Origin of the sequence: Burkholderia sp. NRF60-BP8, from assembly GCF_001522585.2 — a bacterium.
Taxonomy (GTDB): domain Bacteria; phylum Pseudomonadota; class Gammaproteobacteria; order Burkholderiales; family Burkholderiaceae; genus Burkholderia.
Window position 1 is genome coordinate 1,597,966 of the sequence record NZ_CP013373.1, and the last position, 20,546, is coordinate 1,618,511.

Consider the following 20,546-nt stretch of genomic DNA (forward strand, 5'->3'; position numbering starts at 1 on the left):
GTCAGGGGCGCGGATTGCTTCGGCAATCCGCGCGGTAAGTTTTGCCGTTCGGGGTGTAAATGATCCTGCTCACTGGCGTCGGGGTTTTCCTCGCGTGGGCGATGCTTGTCGCGCTCGAGGACATCCGTCATAGGCGTATACCGAATTCACTGGTGATCGGTGGATTCGCGTTTGCATTTGTACTCGCCGGACATAATCCGTTCGGCATATCCGTGAATCAGGCGCTCATTGGCGTACTGGTCGGTTTTCTGAGCCTCTTTCCCTTTTTTGTGCTGCGCGTAATGGGTGCCGCGGATGTCAAGGTATTCGCGGTGCTGGGCGCGTGGTGCGGCCCGCATGCGCTGCTGTGGCTCTGGATCATTGCGAGCCTGCTGGCATTCGCGCATGCCGGTACGCTGATCTTCGCCACCCGTACGCCCGTGTCGGCGTTGTGGCAGCGGCGTTCGCCGACGATGCAGATCGCCGGTTTCCGGGCGTCGCCGTATGCCGCGTTTCTCGTGATTCCCGCGGCGCTGTGGTGCCTGTACCGGATCGCGACCGGGGGGATGCAATGACGGTCGTTTGTCCGGTATCCGGTATGCGACGTCGCGAGCGCGGTGCGACGGCGATCGAATTTGCGCTGATGTTGCCCGTGTTCTTCCTGATCCTGTACGCGATCATCACGTACGGGATGATCTTCGCGGCCCAGCAGAACCTGACGCTTGCCGCAACGGAAGGCGCTCGCGCCGCGCTGAACTATCAGCAGGTCGGTGCGGCCGCGTCGGTGCAGGCAGCGCAGCAAGCCGCGTTGGCGGCGCGAGCCCAGGCCGCATGCACGGCCGCGACGAACCTGACCACGTGGCTGAAAGGGTCGACATGCTCGCCCACGCAGCAAGGCAATTGTTCGTACGACCCGACGATGCTGTGCGTGCAGATCACGCTGACCTACCCCTACTCGCAGAGTCCCCTGATTCCGGCGTTCCCGCTGCTCGGTTCGCTGTTGCCGGTGCCATCGACACTCACCGGAACCGCGATGGTCCAGATCAGCCCGGTCAACATCATATAGACGGCAGCTGCGGCGTCGTGCCGGGTCGAGGGCGCCCGGTCGGCAACGTTGCGTGGAGAATTCAATCGTGAGTAGCGGGGAAGCATAACAACACCATGGCCAACAATCTGACGAAGATCATTGCGGGTTTGCTGATCGCGATCGCGATTCTGCTCGGCGTCTATGCATGGATGCTCGGTCGCAAGCCGGCCGATGTCGCGCCGGTTGCCTCGACGGTCGCCACGCAGAGCGTGCCGGTCGTCGTGACGACTCGGCCGTTGCAAGCCGGCCAACCGATTCCGGCCGATGCGCTGAAGGTCCAGCAGTCGACCGCCGCGCCCCAGGGGGCGTTCGCCGATCCGCTGCAACTGGTCGGTCGCACCCCGGCAGCCGACATTCCCGCCCATGCGGCCGTCGTCGCGAGCGCATTGTCGTCCGGTCTCGCCGAGCAGATCGCACCGGGAGAGCGCGCCGTCGCGATCAAGGTCGACGAGACCAACGCGGTCGGCAATCGCGTGCGCCCCGGCAACTATGTCGACGTGTTCGTGAATCTGAAGCGCGACGGGACCGGTGTGGCGATCGGCGGGACGTCGACGGCGGAGATCGTGAATACTCAGGCGCGGCTGCTGATGTCGAAGGTTCGTGTGCTGTCGTTCGGCGATGCAACGACCGAGCGAGACAGTTCGAACGGCTCGGTGGTCGGGACGCGGACCGCGGTGCTGGCCGTGCCCACCGCACAGGTCGACGCGCTGACGCTCGCCGAGCAGAGCGGTCGACTCCTGCTCGCGCTGCGTAACCCACGCGACGACGATGTCGCGGCGCAAACCGTCGCGGTTCGCGTCGGCGACGACAAGAGCCCGTCGGCGGTTGCCGCTGCCGGCATGGTGCTGGGCGAGTTGTCGAAGAGTGCGACGGCGCCGGCTCCGCGTGTGGCGCCGCGGGTGGTCGCACGGCGTCCGAGCGGTGGCGGCATCGAAGTGATTCGGGGTGGGCGGACCGAAACGGTCGCTTATTGAGTGGGACGAAGACGGCAAACAATGAAAAAGAAACTGATTGGTTTGGCTATTGCATTGAGCGCGCTGGCGATGCCGCCGCTGTCGGACGCGGCCGACACGAGCGGGACGATCAGCCTTGCAATCGGCGCGCAACGGCAGCTTGCGACGGGGCGTGCGCTGCAGCGGGTTGCGGTCGGCGATCCGTCGGTGGCCGACGTGGTCGTCGTCAAGGGCGGGCGCGGCGGCGTGCTGCTGGTGGCGAAGAATGCCGGCGCGACGAACGTGATGATCTGGGAGCGCGGCCGCGACGAGCCGACCGTCTATAACGTGAACGTCACGAGCGGGGCGGCGCGGGCACTCCTCGACGGCGCGTCGCCGAGCGTGAATACGTACGGCGGCACGACGGTGATCGGCGGTACGTCCGGAACGCTCGACGGCCATCAGCGGGCCGTGCATGCGGCGAAGACGGTCGGCGGCAAGGACGGGACGACGCTGGATGCGTCGACGATCTCCGGCAAGAATGTCGTGCAGGTCGACGTGCGGGTCGTCGAATTCAGCCGCTCGGTGCTGAAGCAGGCGGGGCTCAATTTCTTCAAGCAGAGCAACGGCTTTGCGTTCGGGGCCTTCGCGCCGACGGGGCTGACGTCGATTACCGGCTCGCCGAACAGCTCGCTCACCTACAACACGAACGTGCCGATTTCGTCGGCGTTCAACCTCGTCATCCATTCCATGTCCCGCGGGTTGTTCGCCGACCTGTCGATTCTCGAGGCGAATAACCTGGCCCGAGTACTCGCGCAGCCGACGCTCGTCGCGTTGTCCGGCCAGAGCGCGAATTTCCTCGCGGGCGGCGAAATTCCGGTGCCGGTGCCGCAATCGCTCGGCACGATCTCGATCGAGTGGAAACCCTACGGCGTCGGGCTGACGGTTACGCCGACCGTGCTGAATCCGCGGCGGATCGCGCTGAAGGTCGCGCCCGAATCGAGTCAGCTCGACTTCGTGCATTCGATCACGATCAACGGCGTGCAGGTGCCCGCGCTGACGACGCGGCGTGCGGACACGACGGTCGAGCTCGGCGACGGCGAAAGCTTCGTGATCGGCGGCTTGATCGACCGCGAGACCACGTCCAACGTCAACAAGGTGCCGTTCCTGGGCGATCTGCCGATCATCGGCGCGTTTTTCAAGAATCTGAGCTACCAGCAGAACGACAAGGAGCTCGTGATCATCGTGACGCCGCATCTCGTTGCACCGATCGCGCAGGGCGCACCGCTGCCGGCGACGCCGGGGGAGCTGTCCGAGCAGCGCGACGGTCCGGTGTGGCGTTCGTACCTGGGCGGCATGGCATCGCCGGACGCAGGGCCGGGGTTCTCGAAATGAGCGCGCCGAATCGTTACCGGACCGCGCAGGCCGTCGCGCATGACGCGATGCCTTGCTTCATTGGGAGTATTCAAGATGAATGCGAGAACCTATTCCTTGGCTGAGCCCGCCGTCACCGACCACTTCGTCTGCGCATCCTCTCTTGCCGAGCATGTGCATTGGCTGTCGCAATCGCTGGTGTCCGCCGGCGCGGTCGAAGGGGTACCGCTCGACGGCGCCGCGCTGTCGCAGCGTATCGGCGTGTTGAATCCGGCGCTGGTATTCATCGATTTTTCCGGTGATTGCGCGGCTGCAAGCACGGTGGTATCCGCGGTACGCGCGGCGCATCCGGGCGTGCCGGTCGTCGCACTGGGCTCGCTCGCGCAACCCGAAGGCGCACTCGCCGCGCTGCGCGCGGGGGTGCGCGATTTCGTCGATTTTTCCGCACCGGCCGACGAAGCGCTGCGGATCACGCGGGTGTTGCTCGACAACGTCGGCGAGCCGGCGAATCGCCACGGGAAGGTCACCGCATTGCTCGGTGCGCGCGCCGGGATGGGGGTGAGCACGCTCGCCGCGAACCTGTCGGTGCTGATGCAGCGCCGGCCGGCCGCCCCCGCGCACACGGCGGCGCTCCTCGATCTCGGGCTGCCGGCCGGCGACGGCGCGCTGTTCCTGAACACGCGCTGCGAATTTCATTTCGTCGAGGCGGTGCGCAACCTGCGCCGGATCGACCGCACGTTCGTGACGACTGCGCTCGCGCGCCACTCGAGCGGCGTCGCCCTGACGACGCTGCCGCCGAATCTCGCCGAGCTGCGCGACGTGGCGACGGCGTCGTGCGCGGCGCTGCTGAACCGGCTGCGGGCGTTCTTCGATCACCAGATCGTCGATCTCGGCGGCTTTCCGAATCGCGAATTCATCGCGCAGGTCGTGAACCTGGCGGACGAAGCATGGCTGGTTTGCGACCAGGGTGTGGCGTCGGTCGTGTCTGCCGTCGAGATGCTGGACGGGTTGCGCGAGGCCGGTGCCGCGACCGACCGGATCCGGCTCGTCGTCAACCAGTTCGACGCCGAGCTCGGCTTGATGCCCGCACAGATCGCCGAACGGCTCGAACTGTCGCTGGTTGCGACACTGCCGTCGCGGCGCGTGTCGATCGGGCATGCGGCGAACCAGGGCAAGCTGATCGCCGAGGTCGCGGAACGCGATCCGTACGTCCGTGCGCTCGGGCCGCTGGTCGAGCGCCTCGCGGGCGCGCCGGCGCCCGGAGCGACCCCGCGTGCGGCCGGCGGCCTCTCGGCGCTCAGGCGCATCATTCAATCCTCAACGAAGCGGTCGTAAGCGATGGCACACGACATTCAATTTGCCGACGGCGCAGCGCCGTTCTCGCAAACGCAACAGTTCCACGACATCAAGAATGCCGCGCACGAGCATCTGCTCACGCGGATCGAGGAGCTGGGTGCCGAATTCGGCCGTTGGTCGCGACAGGCGATCAACCAGTTCGTCGATCTCGAAATCGACAGCTTCGTGCGGCTGCGGCGCATTCCGCTCAACGAGAGCGAGGTGCGCGCGGTGGCCGAGGCGCTGACGAAGGAGCTCGCCGGCTTCGGGCCGATCGAAGACCTGTTGGCCGACCCGCACGTCGAGGACATCCTGATCAACGGCTACAACGACATCTACGTGTCGCGCCACGGGATCCTGTCGAAGCTGCCGATCCGCTTTACCGACAACGCGCATCTGCTGCGGATCGTGCGACGGATTCTCGCACCGGTTGGCCGGCGGCTCGACGAATCGAACCCGATGGTCGATGCGCGGCTGCCCGACGGCGGGCGGGTCAACGTCGTGATCGAACCGCTGTCGATCGACGGGCCGGTCGTATCGATCCGGAAATTTCGCAAGGACCCGTTGAAGCCCGAGGACCTGCTGGGCAACGGCACCTACAACGAGGAAATCGGCCGGCTGCTCGAAGCCGCGGTCGATGCGCGCTGCAACGTCCTCGTGTCGGGCGGCACCAGTTCGGGCAAGACGTCGCTGCTGAACGCGCTGGCGTTTCACATCCCGATGGCCGAACGCGTCGTGACGATCGAGGATACGGCCGAACTGTCGTTGAATCACCCGCACGTCGTGCGGCTCGAGAGCCGTCCCGGCGGGTTCGACGGCAGCGGCGTGGTGACGATTCGCGACCTGCTGCGAAACACGCTGCGGATGCGGCCGGACCGGATCATCGTCGGCGAAGTGCGCGGCGGCGAAGTGCTCGAAATGCTGCAGGCGATGAATACCGGCCACGACGGATCGATGGGTACCGTGCACGCCAGCTCGCCGCGCGAATGCCTGTACCGGCTCGAGATGCTGGCCGGCTTCGCCGGTTTTCAGGGCACCGAAGCAAGCCTGCGGCGGCAGATCGCCAACGCGATCGACTTCATCGTGCAGATCGGCCGGCTGTCCAACGGCCGCCGCCGCATCCTGTCGATCACCGAAGTCACCGGCATGTCGGACAACGTCGTGTCGACGCAGGAGCTGTATCGCTACGAGGCGCGCGTCACGCCGGAGGGCGAAGAGATCGATCATTGGGAGTCGCTCGGCATTCATCCGCATTCGCCGAAGCTGGCACGTTTCCGCAGCACGCTGGTGTCCGCGGGCGGCGGCGGGTTCGGTGGCAACTTCGGGCGAGGCGGGGGCTTCAATGTCTAGCGCCACCTTGCTCGCGCTGATGTTCGCGCTGATCTGCGCGGCGGCGGGATTGCTGCTGTGGCGTGGAAGTCAGGTGCGGGAAGGGCGTGCGCATACGCAGCGGTTCTTCGACAGCCGCGTGGGACAGGGCGCGCGTTCCGCTCCCCCGACTGGCGATACGCGCCCCGCACGCGCCCCGGCGGCCGGTACGGCGAACGCGCAGGCAGTCGAACAAGGGCTCGCGCGCTGGCGCGCGTCGGTGCTCGACGCGTGGACCGTGCTGTCCGACCGCGCGGGCCTCGATGAAGTGCGTACCGGGCTCGTGATGGTGCTTGCAGTCATCGTGCTGCTCGCGTTGTGGGCCGGCATGGCCGGCGGCGCGCTCGCCGCGGCGGCGGCGGCCGTGGCGGGCAGTGTGCTCGTCGTTCTGTGGGTCACGTCGCGCATCAGCCGGCGCCGCCTGAAGATCGTCCGTCAGTTGCCGTCGTTTCTCGACGGGATCGTGCGGCTCGTGACGCTCGGGAACAGCGTGCCGGCGGCGTTCCAGTCGGCGCTGCAGACGGCCGAGATGCCGCTGCGCCGCTGCCTCGACGACGTGTCGCAGATGCTGCGCTCCGGCGTCGAGATCGACCGCGCGATGCTGCACATCGCGCACACCTACCGTATCCGCGAATTCGAACTGGTCGGGGCGGTGCTGCGTCTGTCGGTCCGCTACGGCGGACGGGCGGACGTGATGCTCGACCGGATGTCGACCTTCATGCGCGATCTCGAGCAGGCGGAACGCGAACTGTCCGCGATGTCGGCCGAGACCCGGCTGTCGGCGTGGGTGTTGGCGCTGTTGCCGATCGCGGTCGGCAGCTTCGTCATCGCGACGAGCCCACGCTACTTCACGGCGATGTGGAGCGACGATAACGGACGTCAGCTGATTTACCTGGCGTTCGCGCTGCAGGCGATCGGCGGTCTCTGGCTGTTCCGGCTCGCGCGGCTGAGGTGAATCGATGGATGCAAACCGTTTAGGCGCGCTGGCGCTGGTGCTCGGATCGATCGGCGTGCTGCTGCTTGCCGCGCTCGCGATCGTCCGCGTCGTGCTCGTGCAGCGTGCCGAGCGCGCGCTGGCGCATGCGCTCGACCGCCGGGCCGCCGCAGTCGAAGCGGCTGCCGCGCGCGCCGGCTCCGCCGAAGCGGCACGCGAGGCGGTGACACCGCCCGCGCCGCGTGTCCGTTTCGCGGGGCTGCGCGAACGTTTCGAAGACGTCGGGATGCGGTGGCTCGATACCGGCTTCAGCAGATATCTGATCGCCGACGAAGATCGCCAACTGCTCGAACAGTGCGGTTTCGTCGACGTGCGTGCCAGAGCGCTGTTCGTCGGCGCTCGCATCGTCTGCGCGATCCTGCTGCCGGCGCTCGCGGTGCTGGTACTGATCGGCCGCGGGCAACAGGCGCGCTGGCCGCTGTGGATATCCGTCGCGCTCGTGACCGGCTACATGCTGCCGAAGATCTATGTGCGCCGGCGCGCCACCGCGCGCCGGCAGAGCATCGCGACCGAACTGCCGCTGCTCGTCGACATGTTGCGGCTGCTGCAGGGCGTCGGCCTGTCGCTCGACCAGAGCATCCAGGTCGTCACGCACGATTTTCAGACGATGCTGCCGGTGCTGTCGTGGGAACTCGGCGTCGCGCAGCGGCAGTTCGCGGCCGGGCGCACGCGCGAGCAATCGCTGCAACGCCTGACGAACAGTTTCGACAACGAGGATTTGCGCGCGATCGTGCGCTTGCTGATTCAGGTCGACAAGCATGGCGGCGCGGTGCAAGAGCCGCTGAAACAATTCGGTGACCGTCTGCGCGAAGGGCGTCGCGCGACGCTGCGCGAACAGATCGGTCGCCTGACGGTGAAGATGACCGGCGTGATGATCGTCACGCTGTTGCCGGCACTGTTGATCGTGACCGCGGGGCCGGGGATCATGACCGTGCTGTCCGCGCTCGCTGCGATTCAGCATTGATGCGGCATGAGGGGAAGGAGCGACACGAGATGAATCGATTGGGTTGGGTTCGCACGCTCGCAGGCGCGACGGCGTGCGCGTTGCTCGCCAGCGGGTGCGCGATGTTCAAGGAATCCGGATACGGAATCGGCGCGCAGGCCGAACGCGGCGCGCTGATGCAGGCCGCCGCCGACAAGAATGCGCCGCCCGATACGCCGGGCATGTATCTGGGCCTGATCGAGCGGATGCAGGGGCAGGGGCTGTATTTTGCGTCGCTCGCGCACATCGATCAGTACGAGAAGCAATATGGTGCATCGCCGGACACGATCCTGCTGCGTGCCGACGCGTTGCGCGCGACCGGCCAGTACGACGCCGGCGTGGCCGCTTATACCAAGTTGCTGACGACGCCGCTCGCTGCGCGCGGCTATCGCGGGCTGGGGCTGACCGCCGGCGCCCGCGGCGATTTCGCGCTGGCCGCGCAGCAGCTCGAACAGGCGACGGTACTTGCGCCGACCGATGCGGCGACGTTGTCCGACCTCGCGTATTCGAAGATGCGTGAAGGCGATCTGGCGGGGGCGCGCGTGCCGCTGCTGAAGGCGGCCGAACTCGAGCAGAAGAACCCGAAGATCCTCAGCAACTTCGTGCTGTATCTGCTCGCGACCGGCCATGCGAAAGATGCGCGGCGGCTGATGGATCAGCAGAAGCTGTCGCCCGCGGTGCGCGGCCAGATTCGTGACGACGAGACGAAGGTTGCGGCGGCGATGCGCGCGAAGCAGCGCGCCATCGCCTATGCGCCGGCCAGCGTGTCCGTGCCGTCGGTGGCGAGCAGCGACAATTTCGATCTTGCCGTGCCGCTGCTGCAGCGTTTCGCGCGATAACGACGATATTCACGGAGGCCATCATGTTTCACCTTTCCTCAATCCGCGTGCGGGCCGTGGGCATCGCGTTCGCTTGCTCGCTGGGCGCGGGCGTCGCGCATGCGCAAAGCGACACGCCGGCGTCCGAAATCGGTCATGCGACCAGCGCGCTGCTCGACCTGCAGCGCTCGAATCGGGCGGCCGCTACGCCGCAACCGATCGACGGCACGGCCGGGACGTATGCGTATCAGCGCTATATCGACTCGTTCAAGACGCCGATTCCGCAGTGGTTCGGCACGATGTCGGCGTCGGGCGGCGGCAGCAGCGGTGGCAGCGGCAGCGGTGGCAGCGGCAGCGGTGGGCTGTCCGGCGGCGATCTCGCGCGCTGACGGAGCAAAACGGTGACTACCCGGCACAGTGGCGGCACGATCCGCCGCGCGTCACGACAGCGCGGCGCGTTCTCGGTGATGGCGATCATCGCGATGCTGATCGCCGTCACCACGCTTGGCGCCATTGGCGTCGGTAATCTCTTTTACCAGCGCCGAGACGTGCAGCGAATTGCCGACATGGCTGCGCTCGCGGCCGTGCAGCGGATGGACGATGCCTGTTCGCAGCCGACTGCCACCGCGACCAGCAATGCGCAATCGAACGGGCTCAATGCGTCGAACGGCGACACGATCAGCATCGAATGCGGCCGCTGGGACACGTCTGCGAATCCGGCACCCAGCTACTACGCCGCCGCGACATCCGGGACCACGCAGTTGAACGCCGCCAAGGTGGTCGTCACGCGCCAGGTGCCGTTCTTCTTCGTCGGACCGCCGCAGACGGTGTCCGCGGTATCGACCGCGCGTTCGACGAACATCGATACGTTCTCGGTGGGCGCGACCCTTGCCGCGCTCGGCGGGGTTGGCTGCTCGGGCGGATCGGCGCCGACGTCCGGCAATCCGGGGCTCGTCAACGGGCTGATCGGCGCGCTGCTCGGCGCCAACCTGAACCTGAACATCGCGTCGTATCAAGCGCTTGCGTGCACCAACGTGACGGTCGGCGACCTCGTCGTGGCGGCGGGCGTCGGCACGGTCGATCAACTGCTCGCGCTGAAGCTCACGCTGCCGCAACTGATCCAGTTGATGGTGAAGGCGGCCTCGCAGACGTCCGTCGTGAACGCAAGCCTGCAGGCGAGCGTGGCCGCGCTGCAGGCGATCGTGAACGCCAACGTCCCGGGGACGTCGATCGGTCTCGGCGGCGCGGGCGGGTTGCTGAACGTCGCGCTCGCGGATACGCAGGCGGCCCTCAACGCGCAGGTCGATCTGCTCGACCTGCTGATGGTCGGCGCGGAGATCGCGGCAACGGGCAAGCCGGCGGTCACGGTCAATGTGCCGTCGCTGAATCTCGGCGGGCTGACGGGAACGCAGTTGCAGGTGCAGATTATCAGCCCGCCGTCGATCGGCGTTGGCGAGGGCGGGATCGATCCGGCGACGGGAACGTGGCGTACGAAGGCGTCGACGGCGGCAGTGGGCGTGTATCTGAATGTCGCTCTCGGCACCGCGCAGTTACCGATACTCGGAACGTTGCTGAATCAGATCGCATCGATCGATGTCAAGCTCCCGATTTACCTGCAAGTCGGCACCGGTACCGCATGGCTGAATTCGACGCAATGTGCGTCCACGCAGGAGGCGAGTACCGTCGTCATTACGGCGCAACCGGGCGTGGCCAATCTGTGCATCGGTCAGCCGCCGCTCGATGCATCGGGCAAGATCAGTCTGTCGTCGAATTACAGTTGTGCGTCGCCGGCGCAGATCATCGACGTGAACGCGGTGCTCGGGCTTGTTCGGGTGACGGCCTCCATGTCGAACGTATCTGTGCAGGTGCAGGGGGCTTCCCAATCGCACACGTTCAATGGCGTGCCGGGAATCGACGCGAACTATTGGACCGTGAATTCGAATGCGCTCGGCTCAGCGCTCAGTTCGGCGCTGACTCAACTCGCGGCTGCGACGATCACTGTCAACCTCCGCTTGGCCGACCTGACCAGTTTGCCGATACCGTCTTCCTTCGTATCGACGCTGCTCGGTTTTCTGACCAGTCTGCTCGGCCCGGTGCTGTCGAGCCTTGACGCAGTCCTCGTGCCGCTGCTGAATCTGCTCGGCGTCCAGGTCGGCGCGGCGACGGTCCATCAGATCTCGCTCAGTTGCGGGGTCGCCCAAACGGTTTACTGAAGAAGCAGATCAGATGAGAAATACGCCCGCAATCGAAGAGCTCGACCTGTACGTCTGGGAAGGCAAGGCGGACATCGTCGACCGCGTCGCCCGATGCATGGCGAGCTTCGACGTCGAAGTGATCCGCGCCGACAACGCGGCGGTCTCGCCCGAGCGCGCCGCGATGCGGCGGTCGCTGGCGATCATCAGCGTGACGATGATCGAAGGCGGCGCGGCATTCCTGCGCGACTGGCAGGCCAACATCGGCATGCCGGTGGTCTGGGTCGGCGCGGCGCGCGACCACGACGCGTCGCAGTATCCGCCCGAGTATTCGCACATCCTGCCGCTCGACTTCACGTGCGCGGAATTGCGCGGCATGATCGGCAAGCTCGTCACGCAGCTGCGTGCGCACGCGGCCGAAACGTTGCAGCCATCCGAACTCGTCGCGCACTCCGAATCGATGCAGGCGCTGCTGCACGAAGTCGATACGTTCGCCGATTGCGACACCAACGTGCTGCTGCACGGCGAAACCGGCGTCGGCAAGGAGCGCATCGCGCAACTGCTGCACGAAAAGCATTCGCGCTACCGGCACGGCGAATTCGTGCCGGTCAACTGCGGCGCGATTCCGGACGGCCTGTTCGAATCGCTGTTCTTCGGCCATGCGAAAGGGTCGTTCACCGGCGCGGTTGTTGCGCATAAAGGCTATTTCGAACAGGCGGCCGGCGGCACGCTGTTTCTCGACGAAGTCGGCGATCTGCCGCTGTATCAGCAGGTCAAGCTGCTGCGGGTGCTCGAGGACGGCGCGGTGCTGCGGGTCGGCGCGACGGCGCCGGTGAAGGTCGATTTCCGTCTGGTCGCGGCGAGCAACAAGAAGCTGCCGCAGCTCGTCAAGGAAGGGTTGTTCCGCGCCGATCTCTACTACCGGCTCGCGGTGATCGAGCTGAGCATCCCGTCGCTGGAGGAGCGCGGCGCGGTGGACAAGATCGCGCTGTTCAAGTCGTTCGTCGCCCAGGTGGTCGGCGAGGAGCGGCTCGCCGAGTTGTCCGATCTGCCGTACTGGCTCACGGATTCGGTCGCGGACAGCTATTTCCCCGGCAACGTGCGCGAATTGCGCAACCTCGCCGAGCGCGTCGGCGTGACGGTGCGGCAGACGGGCGGCTGGGATGCCGCGCGACTGCAGCGGCTGATCGCGCACGCACGCAGCGCGGCCCAGCCGGTGCCGGCGGAGAGTGCGGCCGAGGTGTTCGTCGATCGCAGCAAGTGGGACATGAACGAGCGCAGCCGCGTGATCGCGGCGCTCGACGCAAACGGTTGGCGGCGTCAGGACACGGCCCAGCAGCTCGGCATCAGCCGTAAGGTATTGTGGGAAAAAATGCGCAAATATCAGATCTTCGACGAAGAGCCCGAGACCCGCGAAAGCGAGTAATTAATGAGATAAAATCGCGGTGAATTACAACGACTCGGGCGGGAATAAATTTTCATGAGCCAAATGACGGGGTTGAGGCGGGTAGGCGTGTTGCTCGCCATGATGGGAGGCATGCAAGGCGCGTTCGCGCAGGGGCTGGCAGGCAGCGATTCGCCGGCGGTGCAGCAGGCGTCGGCGCCGGTGGCCGCGATTCCGGTGATCGATTCGCAGGCGCAGACGTCGATACAGCCGCAGGCCGGCGAGACGACGGGGCCGAGCACGGTCGACGATTTGCAACGCCAGATCCAGGCGCATTCGCTGACGGAAATGCGCACGAGCTACAACGGCAGCTACGGCGCGAGCCTGCTGTTCAACGTCAAGGACGGTGCGTATTTCGTCGCGCTGTTCCAGCAGAAGGCGTTCTGGCGCGTGATCAAGACTTACGACGAAACGCGCGCGGAAGCGATCTATCGCGATTTCTCGCATCAGGCGGAGCGGCTGGCCGTCAACGAACTGCGAGCGGCGAAGCTGGAATCGCAGAAGGCGCAAATGGACAAGCAGATCGAAGTCACGCAGGAGCGCGCGCGGCGGCTGCAGGCGGACATCTCGATCGCGCGCCAGCAGCAGGCTGCGGTGGCGGATCGCCAGAAGAGCGTGCGGAGCGAAACGGCGGCGCTGCAAGCGCAACAGGCGCAGCTGCAGTCGCAATTGCGGGCGTTGCAGCAGCAGGTGCGTTCGCTGCAGCGCGAGGCCGACGCGGGGCTGCCGACGACGGCCCGCTGAACCCGGTGACGGCGGAGCGGCGACGCGCTGCATCGGCCGTACCAGTGAAAAGGGCAAGCCGGTTGGCTTGCCCTTTTTGTTTTACTGGCCGTCCGGCACGATTCGCCGGCGGCGCGTCACGATGACCGGCCCGTTGCCGCCGCGGGAATCCGACGGCGCGGCGTTGCCGGATGCATCGCCGGTGTCGCGCGGCGCGCCGTAGCTTTCACGCGGCTCGCGCGGTTCACGCGGTGCGCCGTAGCCTTCGCGCGGTTCGCGCGAGCCGTAGCCTTCACGCGGCTCGCGGGCGCCGTAGCCGCCGTCGCCGCGCGATTCGCGCGGGCCGCCGTGCGAGCCGTACGGGCTGTGACCGCCGCCTTCACGGCCGCCGGGGCGACCGCCGGTGCGCGGGCCGCGGGGGCCGCCGCCGGGGCGCGAGCCGCCGGTGTCGAGCTGGATCGTGGAAATCGCACGCTTGTAGATGCCTTGCAGACCCACGGGGGTGCGCAGCATCACCAGATACTGGTCGAACGACTCGATACACCCCGTCAGACGAATGCCGTTGACGAGATAGATTTCAACACGCTTACGTTCCTTGCGTGCCGAATTGATGAAGTCGTTTTGCGGATGGGATTCTGCGGGATTGGCCATTGAGGTGCGGCAGGAGCCTGCGTCAGAGAATATGTTGTGCGTGTGTGTGGCGTGTTCGTCCACAAGGCGTTTGGCGGAATTCTACCTTGTTCGATAGGGAAGCGCGCAGTCGTGATTGTGTCGAACCGTAACCCACTATAGACGTTCCCGCGCATTTTCGCGATTAGGCCGAACGGCCAAAGTCGTTTCGTTACGTCGCGTTACGACTCTCGCAGCCCCGTATCACCTCGGTGCGCGCGCCGCGCTTACATTGATCGCGCGAGCCGGGCGGGCCGGCTCATCAGGGATCCGGAGCATGAACAAGAGGCAAGTGGCAGGGATGATCGGGAGCATGGCGTTGCTCGTTTCCGGTAGCGCAATGGCGGGGCATGTGGACCTGTCGGTCGGCATCGGCGTGCCGGTCGCGCCGGTCTATGTCGAACCGGCGCCGGTCTATGTGGCGCCGCAGCCCGCCGTCGTCGCCTATCCGGGCTACGGATACGGCTATGACGGCGATGACGACGACGACGATCGCTATCGCAAGTGGCGCAAGCACTATTACAAGCACTGGCATCGGCACCACGGCGACGACGATGACGATTGAGCCCCGTGGCGGCCCCGTCGGTGCGCGTCAGAACGCGTAGTCGGGGTTTTTCGGGTCGAATGCGGTGTCGTCGAGGGGTGTCGGCGCGATTTTCTCGATGACGATCCGCTCGAAAATCCTGCCGTCGTTGTCATAGGACTCGACGGTCCGGAAATAGGGGGCGTGCAGGTCGAGCCCCAGCACTTCCTTTTTCGCATAGAACTGCGGCCGGCCGGTCGGCGTTTCGTACGTGAGCGCGACGACGCGCACGCCGCCGATCGTCCTGGCTTCCACGTCGGTCGGCCGCTGCACGCCGGCTTCCAGGTATTTCTTCCCTTCGGTCAGGTACAGGTTCGCGATGAACTCGGTGCCGAGATCCTTCACCTGGTGATTCGACTGGGCGCGCGCGAGCGCGCCGTCGATCGCGGTCCATAACGGAATCTTGCCGAGCAGGCCGCCGAGATGGCCGTACATCTCGTCCTTGCGCTGCGTCGTGTCGTAGATCGTCTCCTGTCCGGCATGCGCGCCGCCCGGCAACCATTTCGCATACACGCGCAGCGGCTCGCGGGTCGTCTTCACGAGCATGCGGTCGGGCGTGTCGGACCATTTCCCGTTGATGCGCTCCTGGCGCACCATCGTGAACTGGTAAGACGGATAGCCGTTGGGGCCGTTACGGATATAGAGCGGCACGGCCAGCGGATCGAGCGCCTTGAAGAGCGCCGTGAGCGTTGCATCGTCGAGTTGCGCGAGCGTGCCGCGCTGGGCCGCCGTGCGCAGCCAGCGCGCCTGCTGCGCGAGCGGCTCGTGCGTGACCTTCGCGAGATCCGCGGGGAGCGCGGCGGCCGGTGCCGCGCTCGCGGCGTCGGCCTGTTCCTGTGCATGCAAGCCCGCCTGCGCGAGCGACAGCACGCATGCGACGGCTGCCGCGGCGGCATGCCGCGCGCGGCGCTTCATTCCTTCGTTCATCGATAGCGTCTCCCGCAGCGATGGATCGTTCAGCCTTGCTTCGCGGCCTGGATTTTGGCGAGTTCCTCGTCGCGCAGCGCGCGGCGCAGGATCTTGCCGACGTTCGTCTGCGGCAGTGCGTCGCGGAACTCGACGAATTTCGGCATCTTGTAGCCGGTCAGGTTCTTGCGGCAGTGCGCGAGTACGTCCTCGGCCGTCAACGACGGGTCGCGACGCACGACGAACACCTTGATCCGCTCGCCCTGTACTTCGTCCGGAATGCCGATGGCCGCGGCTTCGCTGATGCCGGGATGCATCACGAGCACTTCCTCGATCTCGTTCGGATACACGTTGAAGCCCGACACGAGGATCATGTCCTTCTTGCGATCGATGAGGCGGATGAAGCCGCGTTCGTCCATCACGCCGATGTCGCCGGTGGCGAGCCAGCCGTCGGCGTCGATCACCTTGGCCGTCTCGTCGGGGCGCTGCCAGTAGCCGCGCATCACCTGCGGGCCGCGCACGCACAGCTCGCCCGGCTCGCCGATCGCGGCCCAGGTGCCGTCCTCGCGACGAAAGCGCACGACGGTCGATGGCGCGGGCAGGCCGATCGAACCGCTGAACGCGGCCATGTCGTTCAGGTCCACGGGATTCATCGTGACGATCGGCGAACACTCCGTGAGACCGTAGCCTTCGACCACCGGCCGGCCCGTCACCTGCTGGAAGCGCTCGGCGACCGCGCGCTGCATCGCCATCCCGCCCGCCATCGCGAGCTTGAGCTTCGAGAAGTCGCGTTGGCGGAATTCGTCGTTGTCGAGGAACGCGTTGTACAGCGTGTTGATGCCGGTGATCCCCGTGAACGTCTCGTGGCGGATGATCTTCATCACCATCTTCATGTCGCGCGGATTCGCGATCAGGATGTTGCGGCCGCCGAGCCCCATGAAGATGAACGCGTTCACCGTCAGCGAATAGATGTGATAGAGCGGCAGCGGCGTGAGCACGGTTTCGACGTCGCCCGACACCTGGTCGGCGATCCAGGCCTTCGCCTGCAGCAGGTTCGCGATCAGGTTGCCGTGCGTGAGCATCGCGCCTTTCGCGACGCCGGTCGTGCCGCCCGTGTACTGCAGGAACGCGAGATCGTCGCGCGTGGTCTGCACCGGTTGCGGCTTGCCGCGCGCGCCGAGCGCGAGGGCGGAGCGCAGCCGGATCGCCTGCGGCAGGTGATAGGCCGGCACGAGCTTCTTCACGTGCTTCAGCACGAAATTGATCAGGCGTCCTTTCGCGTTGAAGCCGTCGGCGAGCAGATCGCCGAGCGCGGTGACGACGATGTGTTTCACCTGCGTTTCCGGCAGCGCGTCCTGCAGCGTGCGCGCGAAGTTCTCGAACACGACGATCGTCTGCGCGCCGCTGTCCTTCAGCTGGTGCGCGAGTTCGCGCACGGTGTAGAGCGGATTCACGTTGACGACGATCGCGCCGGCCTTCAGCGTGCCGAACAGCGCGACCGGATACTGGAACGTGTTCGGCAGCATGATCGCGACGCGGTCGCCGGGCTTCACGCCGAGGCTTTGCAGATACGACGCGAACGCGTCGACTTTCCGCGCGAGCGTGCGGTAGGTCATCGACGCGCCGGCGCTCACGTAGGCGACGCGGTCGGCGAAGCGGGTCGTGCATTCGTCGAAGAACTGCACGAGCGACGCGTATTGCGTGACGTCGATCTCGTGCGGGACGCCGGGCGGGTACGACGCGTACCAGATGGCATCGGTGTTCGGCGGAATCTGAGCCGAGGTGGGTGCTGCGGAAGATGACATGACGTGTCTCCGGTCTTGGCGCTCGGCGAGGGTCGGCGCGCCAGCGCCAGCCCATGCCCCGTGCTTCGCGGCCGGTCGACGCGGGCGCCTCGACGCCGCGCACGACCGCGCGTATCAATCAAATCGTGAACAGGAAGCCGCGCGTGGCCTCGCGCGCTCAGTTCGTGGAATGCAGCGGCGCCGTCTCGGCGGCGGCCGGAGCCGACTGCGGCAGCCCGAATGCTTCGCTTGCACCGGCGTCGTCGAGCACTGCCGCGAAGATCGACAGTTGTGCGCTGTCGGGCATCGGCGCCTTCAGCGCGGCGACGATCAGCGACGACAGCCGCGCGATCATCTGCACGTCGTTCATCGTGCGGCCTTGCGAGAATTCGTCGATCAGGCTTTCCGTTTCGGCGCCCGCGAGCGCGCCGGACAGCGCGCCGATCGCGAAGTGCAGCCGCCAGCCGAGCTCGGTGCGCGGCAGGTGCGGCAGCGCGCGCTGGAAGGCGTCGAAGAAGCGGCCCGCGACGCTCGCGTAGTGCGCCGTCAGGAAGTTGCGCACGAACGGCGAAGGATCGGTGTAGGCGCGGCCGATCAGCCGCAGAAACCCGGGCCCGCCGCGTTCGGGATCGCGCGATGCCTTCAGCGCCGGAATGAACATCGCGCCGAGCACGTGCTCGCAGGTGATGTGCGTGCCGAGTTGCGCATCGAAGCGGTCGAGGATGCCGAGGCGCTCCTGGTTCAACTGGTCGAGCCGGCGCGACAGCATCGCGTGGATCAGCGCTTCCTTGCTGCCGAAGTGGTAGTTGACCGCGGCGAGATTGACCGCCGCGCGCGAGGTGATCTGCCGCATCGACATCGCTTCGAAGCCGTGTTCGATGAACAGATCCTCGGCCGCATCGAGAATGCGCGCCTTCGTCCCGCCGGTCTGCCGCGTGCCGGATGACCGCGCCCCGGACGACCGTCCCGCAGATGGCCGCCCCTCCTGACTTACTGCCATGTTCCGCCTCCCATGCCGGTTGCCCGGCCGCGAACAGGTGATTTGATTATCTGATTCAAACAGTCGTTTTCATTAAGATAAAAAAACGCGGGCGGACCGGGCAAGCGCGGAATCTGGACCAATTCCTCTAGTTCGATGTGCAGGTGCGGAAAGCGCCGCACCCGCTCCCGGCGGGGCGGGGCGCGCGCGATGATGCGATGCCGCAACGTGCGGGTTCACCCGGCGGCGGTACGCGTATTGACCGATTGCGTCATGTCGATGCCGCGCCGCTCGCGGCTGAACAGGATCAGCACGGCGATCGCGACGGCGACGATGCCGGCCACCAGTGCGAGCGCGAAGCCGTAATCGTTGCCGTTCGACACGGCGAGCGACGCCTGCATCGTCGCGTTGCCCGACGCGAGCAGGTTGCCGAGCTGGTAGACGACGCCGGGGAAGGTCGCGCGGATCTCGTCGGGCGAGATCTCGTTCAGGTGAACCGGTATCACGCCCCACGCGCCCTGTACCGAGATCTGCATCAGGAACGCGCCGGCGGCGAGCGCGATCGCGCCGCTCGAGAACGCCCACAGCGGCAGCACGGGCAGCGCGATCAGCGCCGCGATGAAGATCGCGCGGCGTCGGCCGATCCGCTCCGAGATCGCGCCGAACGACAGGCCGCCGACGATCGCGCCGATGTTCAGCACGATCGTGATCCACGATACGGTATGCGGATCGAAGCGATGCTGCTCGCGCAGGAACGTCGGATAGAGATCCTGCGTGCCATGCGAGAAGAAGTTGAACGCGGTCATCAGCACGATCGCGTAGATCGTGAGTTTCCAGTTCTGCTTCAGCGTGGCGCCGAGGCTCGGGCGCGGGCGCTTCTCCATCTGTTTCCATGCCGGCGATTCGGGCACGTGCGCCCGCACGTACAGCACGAGCAGCGCGGGCAGCACGCCGACCATGAACATCCCGCGCCAGCCGATGTATTGGTAGAACACGCCGAACACGACGGATGCGAGCAGATAGCCGCTCGGATAGCCGGCCTGCAGCAGCCCCGACACGAAGCCGCGCGCGTGGGTCGGCACGGTTTCCATCGTCAGCGCGGAGCCGACGCCCCATTCGCCGCCCATCGCGATGCCGAACAGCGCGCGCAACACGAGCAGCGCGGTCAGGCTCGGCGCGAAACCCGATGCCAGTTCGAGCAGCGAATAGCACGCGATGTTGACCATCAGCGTCGGGCGGCGACCGAAGCGGTCGGCGAGGCGGCCGAAGATCAATGCGCCGAGCGGGCGCATCGCGAGCGTCAGCGTGAGCGCGAACGCGACGGCGGGAATCGTCGACGAGAATTCCGCGGCGATGTCCTTCAGCACGAAAACCATCAGGAAAAAATCGAATGCATCGAGCGTCCAGCCCAGGTAGGCGGCGATCGTGACGTTGCGTTGCTCGCGGGTCCAGCTCATGTCCGGGGTCTCCTCGTTGGCTTGCGCGCTCGCGATTTGCATGCGGATGCCGGCCCGGCGCGCGCGCGGCGCGGGGGCACTGATCGAGTGTAGGCTCGCGCGCAGCGCGATGTGGGGCGCGATAACCGCGAATCGGGAATAATCCCTACGAAATGCACTGTTTCGGAAACGGAAACGGAACCGCGCGACGCACGCGACAGGTATCTGTATCCTTTCGGAAGTATTTTTGTATCCGTTCTGTAATGCGTTCGATGCGCAACGCCACCGCATCAGGAGTCCAGATGAATGACCGTTCCGCCGACACGTTGCCCGTGCTCGAAACCGCGAGGCTGTGGCTGCGGCCGCGCGTGCTGGCCGATCTCGAGGCATGCATCGAGATGGATCGCGATCCCGAGGTCACGCGCCACATCGCGGGCCCGTGGCACGACCCCGACGAGCATCGACGCTTCGTCACGCACCGGATCACGTGCGACTATCCACCGGGCCTCGGCTACTGGTCGATCTTCGAGAAGGCCGCGCCCGACGTGTTCGTCGGCTGGATCCTGCTGATTCCCGACTATCAGGACGCATCGCGCGACGTCGAGATCGGCTGGCGGCTCGTGCGGGCGACGTGGGGGCGCGGCATCGCGAGCGAGGCCGCGGCGGCCGTCGTGCGGCATGCGTTCGACACCGTGCGCCTGCCGCGCGTGATCGCCGATATCGCGCAGGCCAATCATGGCTCGCTGAACGTGGCGCGCAAGCTCGGCATGCGGCGCGTGAGCGTCGTGCACGACGGCATTCCTTACATTCGGCATCGCCTCGAACGCAACGATTTGCGCGCGTAGTGCGACGTCGTGCGCGTGGGCAGGTGTCAGAGATCGTCAACCGGACGCACGTCGCGCTCATGAGGGATTAACGGCTTGCGCGATCAGGAGTATCGTTGCCGGAAATTCGCAACATG

20 protein-coding genes are annotated in these 20,546 nt (G+C 66.2%); 15 read left to right on the forward strand and 5 right to left on the reverse strand.

Annotated elements, in window-relative coordinates:
* Positions 1–59 precede the first annotated feature (59 nt).
* From WS54_RS20785 to WS54_RS20845, 13 genes are all read left to right on the forward strand, one after another.
* A complete protein-coding gene (locus WS54_RS20785; protein ID WP_059785479.1) occupies positions 60–554 on the forward strand; it encodes an A24 family peptidase in 495 nt (164 codons plus the stop codon).
* Complete coding sequence (locus WS54_RS20790; RefSeq protein ID WP_059785483.1) at positions 551–1,045, forward strand: TadE/TadG family type IV pilus assembly protein; 495 nt, start codon at positions 551–553, stop codon at positions 1,043–1,045. Before WS54_RS20785 ends, WS54_RS20790 begins: the two co-directional genes overlap by 4 nt.
* 95 nt (positions 1,046–1,140) lie before the next feature.
* Positions 1,141–2,040 (forward strand): Flp pilus assembly protein CpaB, encoded by a 900-nt coding sequence (cpaB, locus tag WS54_RS20795; RefSeq protein ID WP_034207134.1) that lies wholly within the window; start codon positions 1,141–1,143, stop codon positions 2,038–2,040.
* A gap of 21 nt (positions 2,041–2,061) precedes the next feature.
* On the forward strand, positions 2,062–3,393 hold the full coding sequence (locus tag WS54_RS20800; RefSeq protein WP_034207135.1) for a type II and III secretion system protein family protein: 1,332 nt from the start codon (positions 2,062–2,064) through the stop codon (positions 3,391–3,393).
* 75 nt (positions 3,394–3,468) lie between these two features.
* Positions 3,469–4,707 carry a fimbrial protein gene (locus WS54_RS20805; protein ID WP_034207136.1) on the forward strand — a complete coding sequence of 413 codons (1,239 nt, stop codon included), beginning with the start codon at positions 3,469–3,471 and terminating at the stop codon, positions 4,705–4,707.
* Between the two features lie 3 nt (positions 4,708–4,710).
* A complete protein-coding gene (locus WS54_RS20810) occupies positions 4,711–6,057 on the forward strand; it encodes a CpaF family protein (protein WP_034207137.1) in 1,347 nt (448 codons plus the stop codon).
* The gene (locus WS54_RS20815) at positions 6,050–7,030 is read left to right on the forward strand and encodes a type II secretion system F family protein (protein WP_034207138.1); all 981 of its coding nucleotides are present in this window, start codon (positions 6,050–6,052) and stop codon (positions 7,028–7,030) included. The genes WS54_RS20810 and WS54_RS20815 overlap by 8 nt, the downstream gene beginning before the upstream one ends.
* A gap of 4 nt (positions 7,031–7,034) precedes the next feature.
* A complete protein-coding gene (locus tag WS54_RS20820) occupies positions 7,035–8,033 on the forward strand; it encodes a type II secretion system F family protein (protein ID WP_059785486.1) in 999 nt (332 codons plus the stop codon).
* Between the two features lie 29 nt (positions 8,034–8,062).
* The gene (locus WS54_RS20825) at positions 8,063–8,890 is read left to right on the forward strand and encodes a pilus assembly protein (protein WP_034207140.1); all 828 of its coding nucleotides are present in this window, start codon (positions 8,063–8,065) and stop codon (positions 8,888–8,890) included.
* 23 nt (positions 8,891–8,913) lie between these two features.
* The gene (locus WS54_RS20830) at positions 8,914–9,258 is read left to right on the forward strand and encodes a DUF3613 domain-containing protein (protein ID WP_059785490.1); all 345 of its coding nucleotides are present in this window, start codon (positions 8,914–8,916) and stop codon (positions 9,256–9,258) included.
* Between the two features lie 12 nt (positions 9,259–9,270).
* Entirely contained in the window at positions 9,271–11,082 is a 1,812-nt protein-coding gene (locus tag WS54_RS20835) for a TadG family pilus assembly protein (protein WP_059785493.1), read from the forward strand.
* 13 nt (positions 11,083–11,095) lie between these two features.
* On the forward strand, positions 11,096–12,487 hold the full coding sequence (locus WS54_RS20840; RefSeq protein ID WP_034207143.1) for a sigma 54-interacting transcriptional regulator: 1,392 nt from the start codon (positions 11,096–11,098) through the stop codon (positions 12,485–12,487).
* A gap of 54 nt (positions 12,488–12,541) precedes the next feature.
* On the forward strand, positions 12,542–13,249 hold the full coding sequence (locus tag WS54_RS20845) for a DUF2968 domain-containing protein (RefSeq protein ID WP_059785498.1): 708 nt from the start codon (positions 12,542–12,544) through the stop codon (positions 13,247–13,249).
* 81 nt (positions 13,250–13,330) lie between these two features.
* Here the strand turns inward: WS54_RS20845 and hfq are convergent, their stop codons facing one another.
* The gene (hfq, locus tag WS54_RS20850; RefSeq protein ID WP_059785501.1) at positions 13,331–13,879 is read right to left on the reverse strand and encodes an RNA chaperone Hfq; all 549 of its coding nucleotides are present in this window, start codon (positions 13,877–13,879) and stop codon (positions 13,331–13,333) included.
* A gap of 295 nt (positions 13,880–14,174) precedes the next feature.
* Between hfq and WS54_RS20855 the strand changes: the two genes are divergently transcribed.
* The gene (locus tag WS54_RS20855) at positions 14,175–14,462 is read left to right on the forward strand and encodes a hypothetical protein (protein ID WP_059785503.1); all 288 of its coding nucleotides are present in this window, start codon (positions 14,175–14,177) and stop codon (positions 14,460–14,462) included.
* A gap of 27 nt (positions 14,463–14,489) precedes the next feature.
* On the opposite strand, the gene WS54_RS20860 is transcribed toward WS54_RS20855, so the two are convergent.
* The 4 genes from WS54_RS20860 to WS54_RS20875 form a co-directional block, all read right to left on the reverse strand.
* Positions 14,490–15,407 (reverse strand): DUF1571 domain-containing protein, encoded by a 918-nt coding sequence (locus WS54_RS20860; RefSeq protein WP_059785507.1) that lies wholly within the window; start codon positions 15,405–15,407, stop codon positions 14,490–14,492.
* 29 nt (positions 15,408–15,436) lie between these two features.
* On the reverse strand, positions 15,437–17,191 hold the full coding sequence (locus WS54_RS20865) for an AMP-binding protein (protein ID WP_059785511.1): 1,755 nt from the start codon (positions 17,189–17,191) through the stop codon (positions 15,437–15,439).
* Positions 17,192–17,348: 157 nt separating this feature from the next.
* Positions 17,349–18,170, reverse strand: a complete 822-nt coding sequence (locus WS54_RS20870) for a TetR/AcrR family transcriptional regulator (RefSeq protein WP_059785514.1) — start codon at positions 18,168–18,170, stop codon at positions 17,349–17,351.
* Between the two features lie 215 nt (positions 18,171–18,385).
* Complete coding sequence (locus tag WS54_RS20875) at positions 18,386–19,606, reverse strand: MFS transporter (protein ID WP_059785518.1); 1,221 nt, start codon at positions 19,604–19,606, stop codon at positions 18,386–18,388.
* A gap of 281 nt (positions 19,607–19,887) precedes the next feature.
* Here WS54_RS20875 and WS54_RS20880 point away from each other — a divergent pair, with 281 nt between their 5' ends.
* On the forward strand, positions 19,888–20,430 hold the full coding sequence (locus WS54_RS20880) for a GNAT family N-acetyltransferase (protein WP_059785521.1): 543 nt from the start codon (positions 19,888–19,890) through the stop codon (positions 20,428–20,430).
* Positions 20,431–20,546: the final 116 nt, after the last annotated feature.

Bases quoted from the DNA above. Each gene is read 5' to 3' on its own strand.
- WS54_RS20785 (WP_059785479.1), top strand. From the start codon at position 60: ATGATCCTGCTCACTGGCGTCGGGGTTTTCCTCGCGTGGGCGATGCTT.
- WS54_RS20790 (WP_059785483.1), top strand. From the start codon at position 551: ATGACGGTCGTTTGTCCGGTATCCGGTATGCGACGTCGCGAGCGCGGT.
- cpaB (WP_034207134.1), top strand. From the start codon at position 1,141: ATGGCCAACAATCTGACGAAGATCATTGCGGGTTTGCTGATCGCGATC.
- WS54_RS20800 (WP_034207135.1), top strand. From the start codon at position 2,062: ATGAAAAAGAAACTGATTGGTTTGGCTATTGCATTGAGCGCGCTGGCG.
- WS54_RS20805 (WP_034207136.1), top strand. From the start codon at position 3,469: ATGAATGCGAGAACCTATTCCTTGGCTGAGCCCGCCGTCACCGACCAC.
- WS54_RS20810 (WP_034207137.1), top strand. From the start codon at position 4,711: ATGGCACACGACATTCAATTTGCCGACGGCGCAGCGCCGTTCTCGCAA.
- WS54_RS20815 (WP_034207138.1), top strand. From the start codon at position 6,050: ATGTCTAGCGCCACCTTGCTCGCGCTGATGTTCGCGCTGATCTGCGCG.
- WS54_RS20820 (WP_059785486.1), top strand. From the start codon at position 7,035: ATGGATGCAAACCGTTTAGGCGCGCTGGCGCTGGTGCTCGGATCGATC.
- WS54_RS20825 (WP_034207140.1), top strand. From the start codon at position 8,063: ATGAATCGATTGGGTTGGGTTCGCACGCTCGCAGGCGCGACGGCGTGC.
- WS54_RS20830 (WP_059785490.1), top strand. From the start codon at position 8,914: ATGTTTCACCTTTCCTCAATCCGCGTGCGGGCCGTGGGCATCGCGTTC.
- WS54_RS20840 (WP_034207143.1), top strand. From the start codon at position 11,096: ATGAGAAATACGCCCGCAATCGAAGAGCTCGACCTGTACGTCTGGGAA.
- WS54_RS20845 (WP_059785498.1), top strand. From the start codon at position 12,542: ATGAGCCAAATGACGGGGTTGAGGCGGGTAGGCGTGTTGCTCGCCATG.
- hfq (WP_059785501.1), bottom strand. From the start codon at position 13,879: ATGGCCAATCCCGCAGAATCCCATCCGCAAAACGACTTCATCAATTCG.
- WS54_RS20855 (WP_059785503.1), top strand. From the start codon at position 14,175: ATGAACAAGAGGCAAGTGGCAGGGATGATCGGGAGCATGGCGTTGCTC.
- WS54_RS20860 (WP_059785507.1), bottom strand. From the start codon at position 15,407: ATGAACGAAGGAATGAAGCGCCGCGCGCGGCATGCCGCCGCGGCAGCC.
- WS54_RS20865 (WP_059785511.1), bottom strand. From the start codon at position 17,191: ATGTCATCTTCCGCAGCACCCACCTCGGCTCAGATTCCGCCGAACACC.
- WS54_RS20870 (WP_059785514.1), bottom strand. From the start codon at position 18,170: ATGGCAGTAAGTCAGGAGGGGCGGCCATCTGCGGGACGGTCGTCCGGG.
- WS54_RS20875 (WP_059785518.1), bottom strand. From the start codon at position 19,606: ATGAGCTGGACCCGCGAGCAACGCAACGTCACGATCGCCGCCTACCTG.
- WS54_RS20880 (WP_059785521.1), top strand. From the start codon at position 19,888: ATGAATGACCGTTCCGCCGACACGTTGCCCGTGCTCGAAACCGCGAGG.